The organism is Sphingomonas sp. GW821-FHT10F11 (assembly GCF_058809095.1).
This window is the reverse complement of the sequence record NZ_JBXASH010000003.1, coordinates 341,609-358,745: the sequence shown is the minus strand read 5'-3', so window position 1 is coordinate 358,745 and position 17,137 is coordinate 341,609. Positions and strand designations below refer to the sequence as shown.

Annotated in this window: 21 protein-coding genes and 1 tRNA gene; 15 read left to right on the top strand and 7 right to left on the bottom strand. The window is 65.8% G+C overall.

Translation table 11 applies throughout. The annotated features are described in order from the left end of the window. Positions 1-26 precede the first annotated feature (26 nt). Both ubiA and AC1RT8_RS12080 read right to left on the bottom strand, forming a co-directional pair. On the bottom strand, positions 27-971 hold the full coding sequence (ubiA, locus tag AC1RT8_RS12085) for a 4-hydroxybenzoate octaprenyltransferase (RefSeq protein ID WP_493075895.1): 945 nt from the start codon (positions 969-971) through the stop codon (positions 27-29). 57 nt (positions 972-1,028) lie between these two features. Beyond that, entirely contained in the window at positions 1,029-1,433 is a 405-nt protein-coding gene (locus tag AC1RT8_RS12080) for a hypothetical protein (RefSeq protein ID WP_493075894.1), read from the bottom strand. Positions 1,434-1,595: 162 nt separating this feature from the next. Here AC1RT8_RS12080 and AC1RT8_RS12075 point away from each other — a divergent pair, with 162 nt between their 5' ends. From AC1RT8_RS12075 to AC1RT8_RS12055, 5 genes are all read left to right on the top strand, one after another. Continuing rightward, positions 1,596-2,339 (top strand): 16S rRNA (uracil(1498)-N(3))-methyltransferase, encoded by a 744-nt coding sequence (locus tag AC1RT8_RS12075; protein ID WP_493075893.1) that lies wholly within the window; start codon positions 1,596-1,598, stop codon positions 2,337-2,339. Between the two features lie 43 nt (positions 2,340-2,382). After that, entirely contained in the window at positions 2,383-3,756 is a 1,374-nt protein-coding gene (locus AC1RT8_RS12070; protein WP_493075892.1) for a glutamate--cysteine ligase, read from the top strand. A gap of 89 nt (positions 3,757-3,845) precedes the next feature. After that, the gene (locus AC1RT8_RS12065) at positions 3,846-4,286 is read left to right on the top strand and encodes a hypothetical protein (protein WP_493075891.1); all 441 of its coding nucleotides are present in this window, start codon (positions 3,846-3,848) and stop codon (positions 4,284-4,286) included. A gap of 281 nt (positions 4,287-4,567) precedes the next feature. After that, a complete protein-coding gene (locus AC1RT8_RS12060; RefSeq protein WP_493075890.1) occupies positions 4,568-5,008 on the top strand; it encodes a YciI family protein in 441 nt (146 codons plus the stop codon). A 314-nt stretch (positions 5,009-5,322) separates the two neighbouring features. Then, positions 5,323-6,576: an RNA polymerase sigma factor gene (locus AC1RT8_RS12055; RefSeq protein WP_493075889.1), complete on the top strand. Its 1,254-nt coding sequence runs from the start codon at positions 5,323-5,325 to the stop codon at positions 6,574-6,576. Here the strand turns inward: AC1RT8_RS12055 and AC1RT8_RS12050 are convergent. Further along, positions 6,573-7,871, bottom strand: a complete 1,299-nt coding sequence (locus AC1RT8_RS12050; protein ID WP_493075888.1) for a methyltransferase family protein — start codon at positions 7,869-7,871, stop codon at positions 6,573-6,575. The genes AC1RT8_RS12055 and AC1RT8_RS12050 overlap by 4 nt on opposite strands. 134 nt (positions 7,872-8,005) lie before the next feature. On the opposite strand from AC1RT8_RS12050, the gene AC1RT8_RS12045 reads away from it, so the two are divergent. From AC1RT8_RS12045 to mtnA, 5 genes are all read left to right on the top strand, one after another. Next, positions 8,006-8,079, top strand: a tRNA-Gly gene (locus tag AC1RT8_RS12045). 28 nt (positions 8,080-8,107) lie between these two features. Then, entirely contained in the window at positions 8,108-8,740 is a 633-nt protein-coding gene (locus AC1RT8_RS12040; protein ID WP_493075887.1) for a methylthioribulose 1-phosphate dehydratase, read from the top strand. Next, positions 8,737-9,279 (top strand): 1,2-dihydroxy-3-keto-5-methylthiopentene dioxygenase, encoded by a 543-nt coding sequence (locus AC1RT8_RS12035; protein ID WP_493075886.1) that lies wholly within the window; start codon positions 8,737-8,739, stop codon positions 9,277-9,279. Before AC1RT8_RS12040 ends, AC1RT8_RS12035 begins: the two co-directional genes overlap by 4 nt. Further along, positions 9,280-9,915, top strand: coding sequence for an acireductone synthase (gene mtnC, locus AC1RT8_RS12030; RefSeq protein WP_493075885.1), 636 nt, complete (start codon positions 9,280-9,282; stop codon positions 9,913-9,915). Further along, the gene (mtnA, locus tag AC1RT8_RS12025) at positions 9,912-10,949 is read left to right on the top strand and encodes an S-methyl-5-thioribose-1-phosphate isomerase (RefSeq protein ID WP_493075884.1); all 1,038 of its coding nucleotides are present in this window, start codon (positions 9,912-9,914) and stop codon (positions 10,947-10,949) included. The genes mtnC and mtnA overlap by 4 nt, the downstream gene beginning before the upstream one ends. Before the next feature lie 137 nt (positions 10,950-11,086). Here mtnA and AC1RT8_RS12020 read toward each other — a convergent pair whose 3' ends face one another. Continuing rightward, on the bottom strand, positions 11,087-12,229 hold the full coding sequence (locus AC1RT8_RS12020; RefSeq protein ID WP_493075883.1) for an aminotransferase: 1,143 nt from the start codon (positions 12,227-12,229) through the stop codon (positions 11,087-11,089). Between the two features lie 186 nt (positions 12,230-12,415). Here AC1RT8_RS12020 and AC1RT8_RS12015 point away from each other — a divergent pair, with 186 nt between their 5' ends. From AC1RT8_RS12015 to AC1RT8_RS11995, 5 genes are all read left to right on the top strand, one after another. Then, positions 12,416-13,351, top strand: a complete 936-nt coding sequence (locus tag AC1RT8_RS12015; protein ID WP_493075882.1) for an HPr kinase/phosphorylase — start codon at positions 12,416-12,418, stop codon at positions 13,349-13,351. Continuing rightward, positions 13,348-14,253, top strand: a complete 906-nt coding sequence (locus AC1RT8_RS12010; RefSeq protein ID WP_493075881.1) for a sulfotransferase domain-containing protein — start codon at positions 13,348-13,350, stop codon at positions 14,251-14,253. Before AC1RT8_RS12015 ends, AC1RT8_RS12010 begins: the two co-directional genes overlap by 4 nt. Continuing rightward, a complete protein-coding gene (locus tag AC1RT8_RS12005; protein WP_372856882.1) occupies positions 14,250-14,513 on the top strand; it encodes a PqqD family protein in 264 nt (87 codons plus the stop codon). Before AC1RT8_RS12010 ends, AC1RT8_RS12005 begins: the two co-directional genes overlap by 4 nt. Beyond that, on the top strand, positions 14,485-14,961 hold the full coding sequence (locus AC1RT8_RS12000; RefSeq protein ID WP_493075880.1) for a lasso peptide biosynthesis B2 protein: 477 nt from the start codon (positions 14,485-14,487) through the stop codon (positions 14,959-14,961). Before AC1RT8_RS12005 ends, AC1RT8_RS12000 begins: the two co-directional genes overlap by 29 nt. 126 nt (positions 14,962-15,087) lie before the next feature. Further along, positions 15,088-15,390: a DUF6916 family protein gene (locus tag AC1RT8_RS11995; protein ID WP_493075879.1), complete on the top strand. Its 303-nt coding sequence runs from the start codon at positions 15,088-15,090 to the stop codon at positions 15,388-15,390. Between the two features lie 65 nt (positions 15,391-15,455). Here the strand turns inward: AC1RT8_RS11995 and AC1RT8_RS11990 are convergent, their stop codons facing one another. From AC1RT8_RS11990 to AC1RT8_RS11980, 3 genes are all read right to left on the bottom strand, one after another. Then, positions 15,456-15,908, bottom strand: coding sequence for a GNAT family N-acetyltransferase (locus AC1RT8_RS11990; protein WP_493075878.1), 453 nt, complete (start codon positions 15,906-15,908; stop codon positions 15,456-15,458). A 117-nt stretch (positions 15,909-16,025) separates the two neighbouring features. After that, positions 16,026-16,574, bottom strand: coding sequence for a phage tail protein (locus AC1RT8_RS11985; protein WP_493075877.1), 549 nt, complete (start codon positions 16,572-16,574; stop codon positions 16,026-16,028). Between the two features lie 14 nt (positions 16,575-16,588). Then, on the bottom strand, positions 16,589-17,125 hold the full coding sequence (locus AC1RT8_RS11980) for a phage tail protein (RefSeq protein WP_493075876.1): 537 nt from the start codon (positions 17,123-17,125) through the stop codon (positions 16,589-16,591). Positions 17,126-17,137: the final 12 nt, after the last annotated feature.

The following is a 17,137-nucleotide window of genomic DNA, read 5'->3' as shown; positions in this document are numbered from 1 at the left end:
CGACTTAGGGATGACGGCCGCGAAGGTCAAAGCGCTGAGGACACGCCGACGACAAAACATGCCGCGAACATCAGGAAGCCGGCGAAACGGTTCGAGCGGAAACGAGCGAGCGCGTTGTCGCCGTCGTCCGCGCTGAGCGTCGCGACCTGCCAGGCGAAATGGAGCGCGACCGGGAGAAGCGCGAGGAGCGCGAGCGGATCGGGGCGCACCTGCCAGAAGGCGGCCGACCAGAAACCCAGGGCGATGAGGTAGAAGATCGCGACGCCCGGGCGCACCCGGCTGCCGAGCCGGCGCGCCGAGGAGCGGATGCCGACCAGCGCGTCATCCTCCTTGTCCTGGATCGCATAGATGGTGTCGTAGCCGACCACCCAGGCAATGGCGCCGGCGTAGAGCAGCACCATCGCCGCGACGAGGTTCCACCAGCGCATCTCGAACATCGTCGCCTCGGCCGCCGCGAAGCCGACCACCGCCCCCGAGCTGAACACCAGCCCGAGCCAGAGCTGCGGCCACCAGGTGATCCGTTTCATGAAAGGATAGATGGCGACGATCGGCAAGGTGAGCAGCGCCAGCCCCTTGGCGTAGAGGTTGATGTGCCACCACACCGCGAAGCCGATCGCGACCAGGATCAGCAGCCAGATCCATGCCGCGCGCACCGACACCTGTCCGCTGGCAAGCGGGCGGTTGCGCGTGCGCTCGACGCTCGCATCGAGCTCGCGATCGGCGATGTCGTTATAGACGCAGCCGGCACCGCGCATCGCGATTGCGCCGACCAAGAGCCAGAGCAGCAGCCACCAGTCGCCCTGCCGGTTGCCCGACAGCGCGACGCCCCAGGCGCAGGGCCAGTAGAGCAGCCACCAGCCGATCGGCCGGTCGAACCGGGCGAGCAGCGCATAGGGACGGGCCGCGGGCGGCAACAGGCCGACAAGGCCGCGATGCTCGGTGTCGGGGACGATCTCGGGCACGATGGTCATGGCGTTTCTGTAGCCTGACCGGCGGCGACGGCAATCTTTCTCGACGCGGCAGGGGCGTTATTCGGGGTCGGTCGGCGCGGCGACGTTCGATGCCGGCGTCTCGGAGCGATCCACGGTCTTTTCGGGCGCGTGCTCCGTCACGCTGACCGGCGCGGTCTGTGGCTTGCCGAGCTGACGGGCCCAGGGATTCAGGCCGATGCAATAGCCCGACAGGTTACCGCACTGGCGCAGCTCGCCGGTATTGCTGTCCACCGTCACGATCACGACCTGATCATCGGAAATGGTCGCGGCCGCCTTGTCGGCGGGTTTGTCCGCATCGCTCATCTTCGTCCAGGTACGATCGGCCGGATAGATGCCGACGCCGGCATAGCGCCCCGAGGGCGCATGGGTGGTGCCATCGATTCGTGGCCCGCAACCGCCAAGGGCCAATGCGACCAGTATAGCAAGTGACGACGCCTTCATGCTTTCCCTCCCATTGCCTGGCGAAAGTATATCATAATAGTGGGAGTTGAGCGCGCGCATTCGATGGAATGAACTCGCCGCAGCCGGGTTGGTCCCCCTTCCGCTTGCGGGAGGGGGAGAAGAAGGTGGCGGCCCATATGGATTGGGCGCTAGGAATATCCGATGCCCGCTACCCCCGCCTGGCCGCCGCAATCGACCCCCCGGCTGTTCGTCGAGACGCCGCTCCGCGAGGGCGCGCAGCTTCGCGTCGAGGGCGCGCAGGCGCATTATCTGCTGTCGGTGATGCGAATGAGGCCGGGCGACCCGGTGAAGCTGTTCGACGGCGAGAGCGGAGAGTGGCTGGGCATCGCCGCGACGGTCGGCAAGCGCGACCTGCTGCTCGACGTGACCGCGCATCTGCGCGAGCGCGAGGCGGTGCCCGATCTGTGGCTGTGCGTCGCGCCGCTTAAGAAGGGGCGGATCGACTGGATGGTCGAGAAGGCGTGCGAGCTGGGCACCGCGCGGCTGGTGCCGGTCCTGACGCGGCGGACAATGGTCGACCGGCTCAATCTCGACCGGCTGCGCGCGCATATGATCGAGGCGGCGGAGCAATGCGGGCGAACCGCGGTGCCCGAGCTGGCCGAGCCGGTGAAGCTGCCGGCCCTGCTGCGCGACTGGCCGGCGGGGCGGACCCTGTTCTTCGCTGACGAGACCGGCGGCGTGCCGGCGCTTGAGGCGATGCGCGCGGCCAAAGGGCCGGCGGCGATCCTGATCGGACCGGAGGGCGGTTTCGACGCGGAGGAGCGGGAGGCGATTCGGGCTTTGCCGGGCGCGGTGGGGATCGGGTTAGGACCGCGCATATTGCGCGCGGATACGGCAGCGGCGGCGGCGGTGAGCCTGTGGATGGCGGCCGCGGGCGACTGGTGACCTCCCACTAGCGTCGCCCCCTTCCCCCCGCTAAAGCGCCGCCATGAGCACGAAGACCGTTTCGACCGAGAAGAAGGCGGTCATCGAGCACCGCGACCATCTGATCCAGAGCTTCGCCAAAGGCGAGAAGCCGGTCGATCGCTGGCGGATCGGCACCGAGCACGAGAAGTTCGTCTATTCCCTCTCCGACCATCACGCGCCGAGCTATGACGAGCCCGGCGGCATCCTCGACCTGCTCGACGGCCTGACCGATTTCGGCTGGCGTCCGGTCGAGGAGGGCGGCAAGGTGATCGCGCTGGCCGGCCCGGACGGCAATATCAGCCTCGAGCCCGCCGGACAGTTCGAGCTTTCGGGCGCGCCGCTCGACAATCTGCACGAGACCTGCGCCGAGACCGGCCGGCACCTGGAGCAGGTGAAGGCGATCGGCGACAAGTTCGGCATCGGTTTCCTCGGCCTCGGCATGTGGCCGGACAAGACCCGCGCCGAGTTGCCGATCATGCCCAAGGGGCGCTACGCCATCATGCTGCGCCACATGCCGCGCGTCGGCAGCCTCGGCCTCGACATGATGCTCAGGACCTGCACCATCCAGGTCAATCTCGATTACGAGACCGAAGCCGACATGGCGAAGAAGTTCCGCGTCGGGCTCGCGCTCCAGCCGCTGGCGACCGCATTGTTCGCCAATTCGCCCTTCACCGAGGGCAAACCCAACGGCATGCTGAGCTATCGCAGCCATATCTGGTCGGACACCGATCCGGCGCGCACGGGCATGCTGCCCTTCGTGTTCGAGGACGGGTTCGGCTATGAGCGCTATGCCGAATATGCGCTCGATGTGCCGATGTACTTCGTCTACCGCGAGGGCCGCTATATCGACGCGGCGGGCCTGAGCTTCCGCGATTTCCTGAAGGGCGAGTTGTCGGTGCTGCCGGGCGAGCTGCCGACGCTCGACGACTGGAACGACCATCTCTCGACCGCCTTTCCCGAGGTGCGGCTGAAGACCTTCCTCGAGATGCGCGGCGCTGACGGCGGGCCCTGGGGGCGGATCTGCGCCCTGCCTGCGCTCTGGGTCGGGCTGCTCTATGACGGTACCGCGCTCGATGCGGCTTGGGATGTGGTCAAGCACTGGACGATCGACGAGCGCCAGGCACTGCGCGATTCGGTGCCGAGGCTGGCACTCGACGCGCCGATCCCGGGCGGCGGCAGGCTGCGCGACATTGCGGGCGAAGTGCTCGACATCGCCAATGCGGGGCTCGCCGCAAGGGCACGCTTCGATGCTTCGGGCAGCAACGAGACGGGCTTCCTCGATCCGCTGCGCGAGATCGTGCGGTCGGGCAAGGTGCCGGCGCAGGTGCTGCTGGAGAAGTATCACGGGCCCTGGGGCGGAAACGTCTCGAAGGTCTATGACGAGATGCGGTTCTAGTCCTGAACCCATAACCGGGGAATGGCCGCTATCGACCCACTCGCCCGGAATTAAGTCATTCGAAGGCCTTCGCCCCTTAGGAACATCCGATGGAAGGCAAGGCGGAGCGCAGATGGATCGGCGGAACGATCGCGTGCCTCTGGCTGCTGTCACTGATCGTGCCCGCAGCCGGCTGGGGCAACGGACCGGGAGCGATCGGGCCGGGATGGACGCTGCTCTCGATCGGCTGGATGGGATTCCTCAACCTGCAGTTCGGCTGGTTCGCGAACATTCCCTTCCTCCTGTCGATGCCGTACGCGATCGGCCGTCGGCGGCCGTCGACGCCACTTTTCCTTTTCGCATCCGTGGCGATCATGCTGCCGGCGGTTCAAACCTTGTGGTGGAGCGAGGTCACGACCGACACCGGCCGGTATCCGGTCGTCGTGGGGCCGGGCTATTATCTGTGGCTGACGGCGCTGTTCGCCCAATCGATGTGGCTGTTCTACCGGGCACTATCCTGGCAGGGTGACGGAGCATCGACGAGCAGCTGACTCGTGTCGCAGATATGGCGGGCATCCGAGCTGCCAGAGCCCCCCGCGACCGCTTTCGCATGCCCGCCGGCAAAAGCCGCCCGACAGCAAACCACCGGTTCCTGCCACTCGCAGTTTCTCAATCCAGGACCTGGTCCGTCCCGGCCCGTACCGGGGCCGCCGAATTTTTTTGAAAAAATTTTTGCGGTCGTGTCGATTTCCGCGCGGCTCGCTCGACGTATCTGCAGAGTGTATCTTCAACGGGATGGAGCATCCCGGGATCGCTCCTGAGGAGACTATCGATGCGTGTAATGGTGATCATGAAGGCAAGTGCCGATTCCGAAGCCGAAATCATGCCGAGCGAGCAGCTGCTGGCCGATATGACGGCCTTTAACGAAGAGCTGGTGAAGGCCGGCCTCATGCTGGGCGGCGAAGGGTTGCGCGCCTCGTCATTGGGCGCCCGCGTCCGCTTCGAGGGGAAGGACAAGACCAGCGTGCTCAACGGCCCGTTCGCCGAGACCAAGGAGCTGATCGCCGGTTTCTGGCTGCTCCAGGTCAAGTCGATGGACGAGGCGATCGAATGGGTCCGCCGCGTGCCCAACACCGACGGCGCGCATCACGAGATCGAGATCCGCCGGGTATTCGAAGCCGCGGATTTCGGCGAAGCCTTCACGCCCGAGCTGCAGGCGCGCGAAGAGGCGATGCGCAACCAGACCGGCAATTACGGCGAATCCAAAGCGTAGGTGAATCGATACCACCCTCCTCTCCGGTGGGAGAGGATACGGAGACTTGAGAGCGCAGCGATCTAGTCGAAGTTGGTGAGGGGCTCCGGGAGCTATCGAGAACTCCCGGAGCCCCTCACCAAGTTACGCTAGGCAGCAAGCTGCCAAGCTTCACTATCAGTTTTGCCGGGCGACAGGTCGAAATGCCCCCCGGGCATTTCTCAATCATGCCGGGGGCATGATTGACCTGACTCCAGGCAAAACTCCCACTGGAGAGGAAGAAGGCGGCGATCTACCCGACTTGCCCCGGCCGTTCCCATGGCTAGAAAGCCGCCATGGGAACGGCGGAGACCTTGCGGGCGGTCGAGACGGTCTGGCGGATCGAATCCGCCAGGCTGATCGCAGGCTTGGCCCGCCTCACCCGCGATCTTTCGCAGGCCGAGGAGCTGGCGCAGGAAGCGCTCGAGGCAGCGCTCCGGCAATGGCCGGAGGAAGGCGTGCCGCGCAATCCCGGTGCCTGGCTGATGGCGGCGGGCAAGCGCCGCGCGGTCGACGGCTTCCGGCGGTCGAGCATGATCGATCGCAAGCATCGGGAACTGGCGGACGAGCTCGATCCGGTCGACCTGTCGGCCGAGACGATCGAGGACAGGATCGACGACGATATCGGCGACGAGCTGCTCGCGCTGATCTTCACGGCCTGCCACCCGGTGCTCGGCACCGAGGCGCGGGTCGCGCTGACGCTCAAGCTGATCGCGGGTCTTTCCACCGAAGAGATCGCCAACGCGTTCCTGACGTCCGAGACGACGGTCGCGCAGCGGATCGTGCGCGCCAAGAAAGCGCTGGCCAATGCCGATGTCGCCTATGAAGTGCCGCGTGGCGCCGAGCGCGATGCGCGGCTCTGCTCCGTGCTCGAGGTCATCTATCTCATCTTCAGCGAAGGCTATTCCCCGGCGGCCGAAGATGCCTGGACCCGGCCGGCGCTGTGCGAGGAAGCGATGCGGCTCGGGCGGATCCTGGCCGGGCTCGCGCCGGGGGATGCCGAGGTGCACGGGCTGATCGCGCTGATGGAGCTGCAGGCGTCGCGGCTGCCCACGCGCACCGGGCCGGACGGCGCGCCGGTGCTGCTGCTCGACCAGGACCGGTCGCGCTGGGACCGGACCCTGATCCAGCATGGGCTCAAGGCACTGGCGGTCGCGGAACGAACGTCGCCGTCAGGTCCCTACACGCTGCAGGCCGCCATCGCTGCCTGCCATGCCCGCGCGCTGACGCCGGAAGCGACCGATTGGGCGGGCATCGCCGCGCGGTATGACGATCTGTACCGGGTGCTGCCCTCGCCCGTGGTCGATCTCAACCGCGCGGTCGCGAAGGCGATGGCGTATGGGCCGGCTGTGGGGCTGGCGCTGGTCGACGGGATCATCGCTGAAGGGTCGCTCGGCGACTATCATCTGCTGTTCAGCGTGCGGGGCGAGTTCCTGACCCGGCTGGGGCGGAACGATGAGGCGCGATGCGCCTTGCTCAAGGCGGCGACGCTGGCGCGCAGCGATCGGGAACGGAAACTGATGGAGGAGCGCGCCGCCGCGCTCGCTTAGGTCCGTGCTGGAGCCGGCCGGCCCAGCATCCAGCCGATGAAGCGCGGCACCATGCCGTTGCGCGCCATCCAGTCGGAATAGTCGCGATAGGCCGGGTCGAGGCCGAGATGTCGCTCCTCCGTCTTCGCCCGCCAGTAATAGACCCCGCTGACCGCGCTCATCAGCAGCACGGCGCGGCCGGCATCGACGACGCTGCCCGTGGTCAGGAACGGGATGGTCGAGATCCACCAGAACAGGTTCTTCGACAGATAGGCCGGGTGGCGCGAAAAGGCATAGGGGCCATGCGTCAGGATGCCGCGATGCGTCAGGTTCGAGAAGCGGAAGCCGAAGGCGATCGTCGCCCAGGCATAGATGCCGGTGAGCCCGACCAGGATCGCGCCGACCAGCCCCAGCAGGATCGGATGGCCCTGGAACCAGTGAGTCCAGTCAGCCGTGCCGATATGATAATCGAGCGGGCCGCCGTCGCTCATCAGGATGAAGGGCGGATAGCAGATCAGCGCCGCCATCCAGCCCGCCGCATAAGGGTTGGCGGTGCGGATATGCGAATCGAGCGGGCGCAGCGCGACGATATAGCCGACGGTCGCGAAGGCGACGTCGATGGTGAACATGAAGGTGATCAGCCAGTTCGCCATCGCCACGGGATTGTGCAGCACCTGGCTGGTGTCGGCGCGGATGAAGTCGCCGAAGCCGGGGGGCACGATCGCGACCATGAACGCCGTGAAGAAGGCCTTCACGCCCCAGCTGCGCAGATGGTTGAAGATCGCCTCGCGGTCGACCGGTTCCTTCAGGCCCATCAGCCAGGCGCCGAGCGACCAGCAGCCATCCTTCGGCTCGACCGCATAACGATCGAGGATGAGGATGTACGGGATCGAGGCGACGAACAGCACCGGCGCGGCGAGGCCGAAGCACCACATGGCGAAGGCGAAATTGCCTTCCCAATAGAAACGCCCGGTGCCGTAGATCAGCGCGATGCCGGCCCAGGTGAGCCACAGCCCGGCGAGCTTGGTCATGCTGACGTCGATCGTCTCGCGCCACGGCTTCGCCGCCGACCAGTCGAGCCCGGTGGTGGGATTGCGATGGACCTTGTCGACGAACACCGACCAGAGGATCATCGGCAGCGCACAGGCGGCGACATTGACCAAAGCCGCATAGGGCCCGTCCATGCCGAACCAGCGCGCGATGCCGACCCAGGTCAGCAGGCCGGCGAGACCAGCCAGCCCGACGCCGGTGCTGACGGCGGATTGCGGCCGCGGACCGACCTTGGCGGCGTTGGCAAGGGACGTGTCGTGGAACATCGCGCGAGGAGATAGCGCGGGAATGGTAAGCAAGCCGTGAAGGATAGGGCCCGAGCGGCCACGATCGCTTTCCGGAAGTCTCGCGAACGGCGCGGGTTGCGCGCATCGGCGCTTGCCGGTAATTCGCCCTCAGCGCGGGTATAGCACAATGGTAGTGCAGCAGCCTTCCAAGCTGAATACGCGGGTTCGATTCCCGCTACCCGCTCCACAACCAACCTGTGTGGGATCAGCACCGTATGGCCGCCACCACGCTTGCCGAGGCGAGGGCCGCGATCGTCGCGGTCGGGCGCTGGCTCGACGCCAAGGGCTGGGCCCCCGCCACCGCCGGCAATTATTCGATGCGGCTGGACGACGGCACCTTCGCGGTGACGGTGTCGGGGCGCCACAAGGGCCGGCTGACCGAGGACGATGTGATGCGCGTCGACGCGGCCGGTGCATCGCTCGACGGCAAGAAACCTTCGGCCGAGACCGCCCTGCACCTTGCGCTGTACCGCGACTTTCCCGATGCTGGGGCGGTATTGCATAGCCATTCGCCCGCCGCCGTCGGGCTGAGCCGGGCTTTTCCCGACCTCAACGGCTATACGCTCGCCGGACATGAGATGCTGAAGGCACTACCCGGCATCATCACCCACGCGGCCAGCGTCGACCTGCCGATCGTCGACAACAGCCAGAACATGGCCGTGATCGACGCCGCGATAGCGCCGCGATTGCTGGCGCCGGGCGCTGCACCCGCTTATCTTATCCGCAGCCACGGCCTGTACGGCTGGGGCCGCGACATGGCCGAGGCGGAGCGCGTGATCGAAGCGGTCGAATGGATGATCGCCGCCGAACTGGCCGAGGCTGGTTTCCGTCAAAGGAGCGAAGCATGAGCCATTTGCAGGTGTTCGATGAGGCTGACGGCGCCACTCCGTTGCTCGACACGTCCGACGGAGCGACGATCGCCGCCGAGCTGGCAACGATCGGCGTCCGGTTCGAACGCTGGCCGACGCGTCCCCTGCCCGATGCGGCAGCGATCCTCGATGTCTACGCGCCCGAGATCGAAACGCTGAAAGCCGAGGCCGGTTATCGGTCGGTCGACGTGGTGGCGCTGGCGCCCGACCATCCCGATCGCGAAATGCTGCGCGGCAAATTCCTGTCCGAGCATACGCATGGCGAGGACGAGGTCCGCTTCTTCGTCGATGGCGAGGGTCTGTTCACGCTGCATGAGGGCGGCCGGGTGTTCAACATGCTGTGCACCACAGGCGACCTGATCTCCGTGCCCGCCGGCATGAAGCACTGGTTCGACATGGGGCCGGCGCCGCGCTTCACCGCGATCCGGCTGTTCGTCAACCCGGATGGCTGGGTAGCGCGCTTCACCGGCGACAGCATCGCCGATCGCTTTCCGCGCCACGAACCCGCCCTCACCTGAATGCCCCGCGCGATCCTGACTGACATTGAGGGCACGACCTCGAGCATCGCCTTCGTGGCGGAGACGCTGTTTCCCTATGCGCGCGAGCGGCTGCCGGCCTTCGTCGCGGCGCATCCCGAAGCGGCGGGGCCGATCCTGGCCGAGGTGGCTGCAGCAGAGCCGGGCGACCCCGTCGAGACTCTGACGCGCTGGATCGACGAGGATCGCAAGGCCACACCGCTCAAGACGCTGCAGGGGATGATCTGGGAAGACGGCTATCGCGAAGGCGCGTTTACTGGGCACGTCTATGCCGATGCGGTGGCGGCGCTGAGACGCTGGCATGCGGCGGGAATCGCGCTCTATGTCTTTTCGTCGGGATCGGTCGCGGCGCAGAAATTGCTGTTCGGGCATAGCGACGCGGGCGATCTGACGCCGCTCTTCTCGGGTTATTTCGACACCACGACCGGGCCGAAGCGCGAAGCCACATCCTATGCGGCGATCGCCGGGGCTACCGGGTTCGAGCCAGCCGACGTGCTGTTCCTGTCGGATACGGCGCAGGAGATTGCCGCCGCCCGCGCGGCCGGCATGCAGGCCCTGCTGATCGATCGCGACGGCGGCACGGGCGACATCGCGACTTTCGGGGATATCACGGCATGAAGCTCGAAGGGTCCCACCAACGCTCGATCCGGCGCACCGAGGACGGACTCGGCGCCTGCATCATGGATCAGCGCGAACTGCCGTGGAAGATCGTATGGGTCGAGTTGCGCAGCGCCGCCGCGGCCGAGCAGGCGATCCGCGAAATGTGGACGCGCGGAGCACCGCTGATCGGGGCAACCGCGGCCTATGGCCTGGCGATGGCGCTCGCCGAGGACGGGTCGGACGCAGCGCTCGATGCCGCCTATGCGACCCTGCTCGCCGCGCGGCCGACGGCGGTCAACCTGCGCTGGGCGCTCGACAAGCTGGTCGAGGCCGTGCGCCCCCTGCCCCCGGGCGAGCGCGCCGCCGCCGCCTTCGCACGGGCCGATGCGATCTGCGACGAGGATGTGGAGCTGAACCGCGCGATCGGCGAGCATGGGCTGGAGCTGTTCCGGGAATTGCACGCAAAGAACCCTGACCGGCCGCTCAACATCCTGACTCATTGCAATGCCGGGTGGCTGGCGACGGTCGATTACGGCACCGCGACCGCGCCGATCTATCTGGCGCATGATGCCGGCATTCCCGTGCATGTCTGGGTCGACGAGACCCGCCCGCGCAACCAGGGCGCCCTGCTCACGGCGTTCGAGCTGGCCGGTCACGGCGTGCCGCATACGGTGATCGCCGACAATGCCGGCGGGCATCTGATGATGCAGGGGCAGGTCGACGCGGTGATCGTCGGTACCGACCGGGTCACCGCCAATGGCGATGTGTGCAACAAGATCGGAACCTATCTGAAGGCGCTGGCGGCGAAGGACAATGACGTGCCCTTCTATGTCGCCCTGCCCTACACGACCTTCGATGCGGCGACCGCCACCGGCGCCGACATCCCGATTGAGGAACGCAGCGCCGACGAGGTGACTCACGTTGTTGGCGAAGGCGGCAGCATCCGTGTAACGGCGTCGGGCGCGGCCAACCCGGCCTTCGACGTGACGCCAGCGCGGCTGGTCACGGGCTACCTCACGGAGCGCGGGCTGTTGGATCGAGTTGACGATTAATGTCACACTCTCCAACAAAAGGACGATTTCCGGATACCAATTAAAATATTGATATATAATGATATTATCTGATAATCTCGATGTTCGTCACGGCGCAAAATGCCATAGGGGCATGACAAAAGTCCGCGCCGAAAAGCTCAGGGCCGCCTGACCATCCGCTCCAAGGCGGCATCCAGCGTCGCATCCTGCTTGGCGAAGCACAGCCGCACCACGCTGGTCACCGCGTCCTTCGCGTAGAAGGCGGAGAACGGCACCGAGACCACCCCCGCTTCCTCGATCAGCCAGTTGCAGAACTGGACATCGCCCATGTTGACGCCCGATCGCGGCAGGTCGATCGCGAGGAAATAGGTCGCGGCGCTGGGCAGCACGGCATAGCCGAGCTTTTCGAGGCCGGATGCGAGACGGTCACGGGAGCGCTGGTAACCCGCGCGCATCTCCGTGAAATAGGCGGGATCCTTGCCCAGGCCGTACGCCGCGCCCGCCTGAAGGTTGGGCGGGGTGGTGAAGGTGAGGAACTGGTGCGCCTTGGCCAGTACCTGGGCGATCGGCGGGGCAGCGCACATCCAGCCGACCTTCCAGCCGGTCAGCGAGAAGATCTTGCCCGCCGATCCGATCTTGACCGTGCGCTCGCGCATGCCGGGCAGGGCGATCAGCGGACGGTGCGAGGCGCCGTCGAACACGACATGCTCCCACACCTCGTCGCAGATCGCGATCGCATCATGGCTGGTGCAGAAATCGGCGAGCAGCGACAGCTCGGCATCCGTCATCATCGTCGCTGTAGGGTTGAGCGGGTTGTTGAGAATCAGCAGCTTGGTGCGCGGACCAGCCACCGCCGCCAGTGCTTCCGCCGTGATGCGCCACGCCGGCGGCTCGAGCCGCACCAGCTTCGCCACGCCGCCCGCGCGTTCGACCAGCGGCAGATAGGCGTCGTAGAGTGGCTGGAACATCACCACCTCGTCGCCCGGCGTGACGAGCGCGAGGATCGCGGCCGCCAATGCTTCGGTGGCACCAGAGGTGACGATCACTTCTTGCAGCGCGAGGTCGAGGCCCTGATGCACCGCATAATGATCGGCCACTGCCTGGCGCAACGCCGCGGTGCCGGGCATCGGCGGATACTGGTTCGAGTCCTCGAGCAGCGCGCGGGCGGCCTCGGCGAGGACGTCCTCCGGCCCGCGGCCATCGGGGAAACCCTGGCCGAGGTTGATCGCGCCGGTCTCCCGCGCGCGGGCCGACATGGCCTCGAAGATGGTGGTGCCGAGCGACGCATAGATCGGGTTCATCGCGCCTCCATGCCGCAGCGCGCGGCGGTGCGCCAGTATTTGCCCCGCCTGGGGACGCAATCTGGACGCAAGAGGCTTGATCGCAAGGCGGAATCGCTGTCGAATGGTTGCGGCGCAAACGGGGATCGCTCACAACGCGCCCAGCGTCGCTGCGGCCTTCATCCAGCCGCACGACATGTCGGGGGTATGGATTTGTTTTCCTATCTGGTTTCGGGACTTAACGTCGCCAGCGAGCTTGCTCTGCCGGGCCTGATCGCGCTGGATCCAGGCTGTGCGCAGGCCATCGACGTCACGATCCGCGCCGGCGATGTACCGACGGCGCTGGATGAAGCCGAGATCAGCGGCGTGAACTGGCAGATCGCGCCGGATCGGTTCCTGTTCGATGTCCCGGGCGTGGTGCGTATCCTGCTGACGGGCGGACGCGAGATCCTGTTCGCGTTGCAGGACGGTAGCTCGATCGAAGAAGCGGCGATCTTCATCAGCAGCACCGGTTTCGGCATCCTGCTGCATCAACGCGGCCGCATCGTGCTGCACGCCAGCGCGGTGCGCGTGCGCGACAGCGCGGTGCTGTTCTGCGGCCCGTCCGGCGCGGGCAAATCGACTCTGGCGGCGGCGCTGGTCGATGCCGGATATGATCTGGTCACCGACGATTTTTGCGGCATCTCAGTCCATGCCGACGGCACGCCCTGGGTCGAGCCCGACGGGCGGCAATTGAAGCTGTGGCAGAATTCGATCGACCGGCTCTCGCTGACCGAACGCGTCGCCGCGCCGGTGCGGCCGGCGATCCAGAAATATTATGTCGAGCCGCGCGCCGCGACCGCCGCCGCGCTGCCGCTGTCCGCCATCTATGTGCTGCGCGAGGCGCGTCCGCCGCATGCGCCGGGGATCGAGCGGCCCAACATCGTCGATGGCGGCCTGATGGTGCGCAACAATGCCTATCGCCCGGCGATGGTGCGGCGCATGGCGCAGGCCGACCTTTATTTCCAGGCGGCGGCGACCATCTCGCAACGGGCAGGCGTGTTCACGCTGACGCGGGAGATGAACTTCACCCAGATGCCGGTGGTGATGGACTGGCTCGAGGCGCATTGGCGCGAACTGGGGCTGCTGGAGCTGGCGGCTTGAAGAAGACCTGGTGGCTCGCCTCCTATCCGAAATCGGGCAACACCTGGTTCCGGTTGCTGGTCGCGAACCTGCGACAGGATGCAGCGGTCGATATCAACGACCTGCCCCGCCAGGGCGGCATCGCCAGCGCGCGCGCCTGGTTCGACAATGCCATGCTGTTCCCGTCCGGCCTGCTGACTCATGAGGAATGCGACCGGCTGCGCCCGCGTGTCTACGCGTCGATCGCGCAGGGCGATCAGGAGGAAGCCGAACGCGAGACCATGATCGGCGATATCCGCTTCATGAAGACCCATGACGCCTGGACCTATACCAGCGATGGCGAACCGCTGCTTGGCGGATTGAAAGGTGCGGACGGCGCGATCCTGATCGTGCGCGATCCGCGCGATGTCGCACCGAGCCTGGCCAATCACGGCACGAGGCCGATCGACGAATCGATCATGTTCATGGGCCAGGCCGAGGCCAGTTTTTGCGGCGAGCGCGACCGGCAGCCCAACCAGCTCCGCCAGCAATTGCCCGGCTGGAGCGGTTACAACCAAAGCTGGCTCGATCAGGCCGATCTGCCGGTCCATCTCGTCCGATACGAGGATCTGCAGGCCGATGCTCCCGGCACCTTCCGCCGGGCGCTTGCCTTTGCCCATGTCGAGGTGACGCTGGAGGAGGCCGCGCAAGCAGCGCGCTTCGCCGATTTCGGCGAGCTCAAGAAACAGGAAACCGAGCGCGGATTCCGCGAGGCGCCGCGGGCGCGGCCGGGTGGCGGTTTTTTCCGGCGCGGGGTATCAGGGGGATGGCACGACGAGCTCACGCCCGACCAGATCGCCCGGATCGAGGCCGATCATGCGGCGATGATGCTGCGTCTGGGCTATCCATTGTCGAATGCCGGTGAAGAAAGGATCGCAAGTTGATCGAGCGGAAGGGAGACTGGCTCAGCGCCCGTGTGGGCGACGAGATCATGATGATGAGCCCCGAGCACGGCAAATATATCGGCATGAACGAAGTCGGCGCGCGTATCTGGGAATTGATCGAGACACCGTCCGACATCGCCACCGTCTGTGCGACGCTGGTACGCGAGTTCGAGGTGTCACCCGAGGATTGCGAGGCAGAGGTCGGCAGCTTCCTGGCGGAGATGGAGAAGCATGGCGCCGTCTCGGTCGATCGCGCATAAGCTCCGCACCGCGCTGACGCTCGGACCGCGGCGACAGCTGCTCGTGGCCGAAGCGGCGGCGAGCATGCTCGCAGCGCGCCTGGCGCTGGCGATCTTCCCGTTCCGGCGCGTTTCGAAAGGTTTCGGCGCTTTCGTGCCGCCGACCGATCCGCGCGTCGCGACCCAGGCCTGCGGCATCGGCGAGGCGCAGGCGCGTACGGCGAAGGACATTGGCTGGGCCGTGCGGACCAGTGCGCCATGGATGCCGTTCAGGTCGGTCTGCCTGCAACAGGCGATGGCCGCGCAGGCGATGCTGCGCCGGCGCGGCATTCCCAGCGTGATGCATTTCGGCGCGGGCAAGAGCGATGCGAAACCGATCGATGCGCATGCGTGGCTCGATGCCGCGGGGGTGAAGGTCACCGGTTATCCGGTCGCCCCGCATATGGCGGAGCTGGGCTGCTTCGTCTGAGCCTGTGCTATACTTGGTTGTTTCTCGTGCCGGTACGGGCAGCCGCGGCGCTTGATTGTCCCGCATGCTTGGGGCACTCAATCAGCGTCACGTGGCGGGGGATCGCCGGAGCAAGCGGAGTTGGAAATGACGGACGTCGCCATCGACAGGAAAGAATTGGAGGACTTCGAGCCGCATGTCGGAACGATGTTTTCAATCATCGCCGAAGGCCTGCCGCCGCTCCCGATGGTGCTCGAAGAAGCCAGGGCGCTAAAGCGCCATTCGCAGGATGCGCGCGCGCCATTCGACCTGATCTTTCGCGGCAGTGACGAGATCCTGCCACAGGGCCTGTATCAGTTCCGCCATGACGCGCTGGGCGACGTCGTCATCTTCATCGTACCCGCCTCCAAGGGAGCTGACGGCGTTCGATATTGCGCGACATTCAGCTGATCGATGGCGACTGCCGCTCGATGAGATAATTCCTCCTCACCGAGGTGGGGAGGCGCAATAGCTGTTCAGCTGCCTGTAGTTGTGGACGCTTGCGCGTCAGCCGTCTCCGCGACCCATCTCATCTCGAGATAGATATCGGTATCGTCATATTCCGTGAAGCCCAGGCGGCGATACCATTCGAGCGCCGGATTGAACTTCTCGACGAAAATGTCGATGTCCTTGCCGCGGGCGCGGGCCGTTTCGATCAGCGCCTCGACGATTGCCGTGCCGACACCCTTGCCGCGCCATTCCGGCATCAGCACGATATCGATGATGCGGAACTGCCCGACTTCCTGGAGATAGAACCGCCCGGCCGGCAGGCCATTATGTTCGATCACGTCGAACGCGGTGTCGGCATAATAGGTCCGGTAGTGGAGGCGCTGCAGTTCGAATTGCTGCGCAACAAAAGACCATTTCTGGTCGTCGCTCCACTGAGTTCGGGCCAACTCGTCGGCGCGGGTCGTGGCGAAGAGCTGCATCAGGAAGACGGTATCGTCCTCCGTTTCGGGGCGCAGCCTATAGCCTTGTGAAAGCAACGCCGCCGGCAGAGAAAATGCCGACGGCGCCTTGTCCGATATCACCAGGAACAGTCCCGATCAGTTGCGCGGTGGGAAGATACCCTGCAGCGCGATGCAGAAGTTCAGCACCAGAAAGGGCTGCTGGTTGGAGTGCGGCTGGCCGCCGCCCGTCAGGCTGATCGCGGTCGGCGCCATGTTCACCAGTGTCCCCGGCGTGATCGGCGGGTTCGTGTAGGCAGAGCCGGGACCGGACGCCGACAGGAAAGCGGTGTTCGTCGGGGTCCCCACGATCTGCGCCGGATTCTGCGGATTCGGCGCGGCCGCGTTCAGGCCGTGATTGTGATTGGGCATCGTGGTGACGTCGATCGTGACGGCCGTCTGGCCGCTGATCTCGCCCAGGACATAGGACGAAAGCCCCGGCCCGTCGCCGTTACCCATCGGCGCATAGCCGCTGAAGTTCGGCAGCGCGAAGGTCGTCTGTCCATTGCCGCCATAGGTAGTGCCGAGGATCGAAAACAGAGCAGTGTTCTGACTGATCGGCAGAATCTGCCCTTGGGCATAGGCGTAGTTGCGCGGCGGAAAGTTGAACCCAAAGATCCTGATCTCGCCAAGAAATGGTGCTGTCACGGTCGCTCTCCGAATTAATTGCGGCTGGGGAAGACGCCTTCCAGCGCGATGATGAAATTGATCACCAGCGCGGGCATCCGGTTCTCGTGCGGCTGGTTGCCGCCCAGGGCGCTGATGCTGTTGGTGTTCATCGCGCCCTGCTTGAGCGGGTTCGCCCCAGGGACGGCGTACAGCTCGGCCGTGCCGAGCAGAGTCGCCGTAAACGACGTATTGGTAGGCGCGGGCTGGCTTCCCGTGGCCGTCGTCGCGGAAAGCAGGTGACTGTGCGCCGGCATCTGCTGGACCGTCAGCGTGACGGATTCCGTTCCAGCCATCTGGCCGATGACATAATTCGACAGGCTCGGACCCTGTCCCTGGTTGATGGGCAGCCGCCCCCGCATGTCAGGAAGGCCAAAGGTCACCTGCCCGTCGCCGCCATAGGTCGTGCCGAGCAAGGCATAGAGCGCGTCGTTCTGCGCGATGGACATCAACTGCCCCGCACAGAGCGCAAAGCCGCGTGGCGCGAAATTGCCCGCGAACATTCTGATTTCACCAAGAAAGGGATTGCTCATTTCGTCCTCCGT

What these genes read in the sequence shown, in the direction of transcription:
- ubiA (WP_493075895.1), bottom strand. Translation starts at nt 971, where the DNA reads ATGACCATCGTGCCCGAGATCGTCCCCGACACCGAGCATCGCGGCCTT.
- AC1RT8_RS12080 (WP_493075894.1), bottom strand. Translation starts at nt 1,433, where the DNA reads ATGAAGGCGTCGTCACTTGCTATACTGGTCGCATTGGCCCTTGGCGGT.
- AC1RT8_RS12075 (WP_493075893.1), top strand. Translation starts at nt 1,596, where the DNA reads ATGCCCGCTACCCCCGCCTGGCCGCCGCAATCGACCCCCCGGCTGTTC.
- AC1RT8_RS12070 (WP_493075892.1), top strand. Translation starts at nt 2,383, where the DNA reads ATGAGCACGAAGACCGTTTCGACCGAGAAGAAGGCGGTCATCGAGCAC.
- AC1RT8_RS12065 (WP_493075891.1), top strand. Translation starts at nt 3,846, where the DNA reads ATGGAAGGCAAGGCGGAGCGCAGATGGATCGGCGGAACGATCGCGTGC.
- AC1RT8_RS12060 (WP_493075890.1), top strand. Translation starts at nt 4,568, where the DNA reads ATGCGTGTAATGGTGATCATGAAGGCAAGTGCCGATTCCGAAGCCGAA.
- AC1RT8_RS12055 (WP_493075889.1), top strand. Translation starts at nt 5,323, where the DNA reads ATGGGAACGGCGGAGACCTTGCGGGCGGTCGAGACGGTCTGGCGGATC.
- AC1RT8_RS12050 (WP_493075888.1), bottom strand. Translation starts at nt 7,871, where the DNA reads ATGTTCCACGACACGTCCCTTGCCAACGCCGCCAAGGTCGGTCCGCGG.
- AC1RT8_RS12040 (WP_493075887.1), top strand. Translation starts at nt 8,108, where the DNA reads ATGGCCGCCACCACGCTTGCCGAGGCGAGGGCCGCGATCGTCGCGGTC.
- AC1RT8_RS12035 (WP_493075886.1), top strand. Translation starts at nt 8,737, where the DNA reads ATGAGCCATTTGCAGGTGTTCGATGAGGCTGACGGCGCCACTCCGTTG.
- mtnC (WP_493075885.1), top strand. Translation starts at nt 9,280, where the DNA reads ATGCCCCGCGCGATCCTGACTGACATTGAGGGCACGACCTCGAGCATC.
- mtnA (WP_493075884.1), top strand. Translation starts at nt 9,912, where the DNA reads ATGAAGCTCGAAGGGTCCCACCAACGCTCGATCCGGCGCACCGAGGAC.
- AC1RT8_RS12020 (WP_493075883.1), bottom strand. Translation starts at nt 12,229, where the DNA reads ATGAACCCGATCTATGCGTCGCTCGGCACCACCATCTTCGAGGCCATG.
- AC1RT8_RS12015 (WP_493075882.1), top strand. Translation starts at nt 12,416, where the DNA reads ATGGATTTGTTTTCCTATCTGGTTTCGGGACTTAACGTCGCCAGCGAG.
- AC1RT8_RS12000 (WP_493075880.1), top strand. Translation starts at nt 14,485, where the DNA reads ATGGCGCCGTCTCGGTCGATCGCGCATAAGCTCCGCACCGCGCTGACG.
- AC1RT8_RS11995 (WP_493075879.1), top strand. Translation starts at nt 15,088, where the DNA reads ATGACGGACGTCGCCATCGACAGGAAAGAATTGGAGGACTTCGAGCCG.
- AC1RT8_RS11990 (WP_493075878.1), bottom strand. Translation starts at nt 15,908, where the DNA reads ATGCAGCTCTTCGCCACGACCCGCGCCGACGAGTTGGCCCGAACTCAG.
- AC1RT8_RS11980 (WP_493075876.1), bottom strand. Translation starts at nt 17,125, where the DNA reads ATGAGCAATCCCTTTCTTGGTGAAATCAGAATGTTCGCGGGCAATTTC.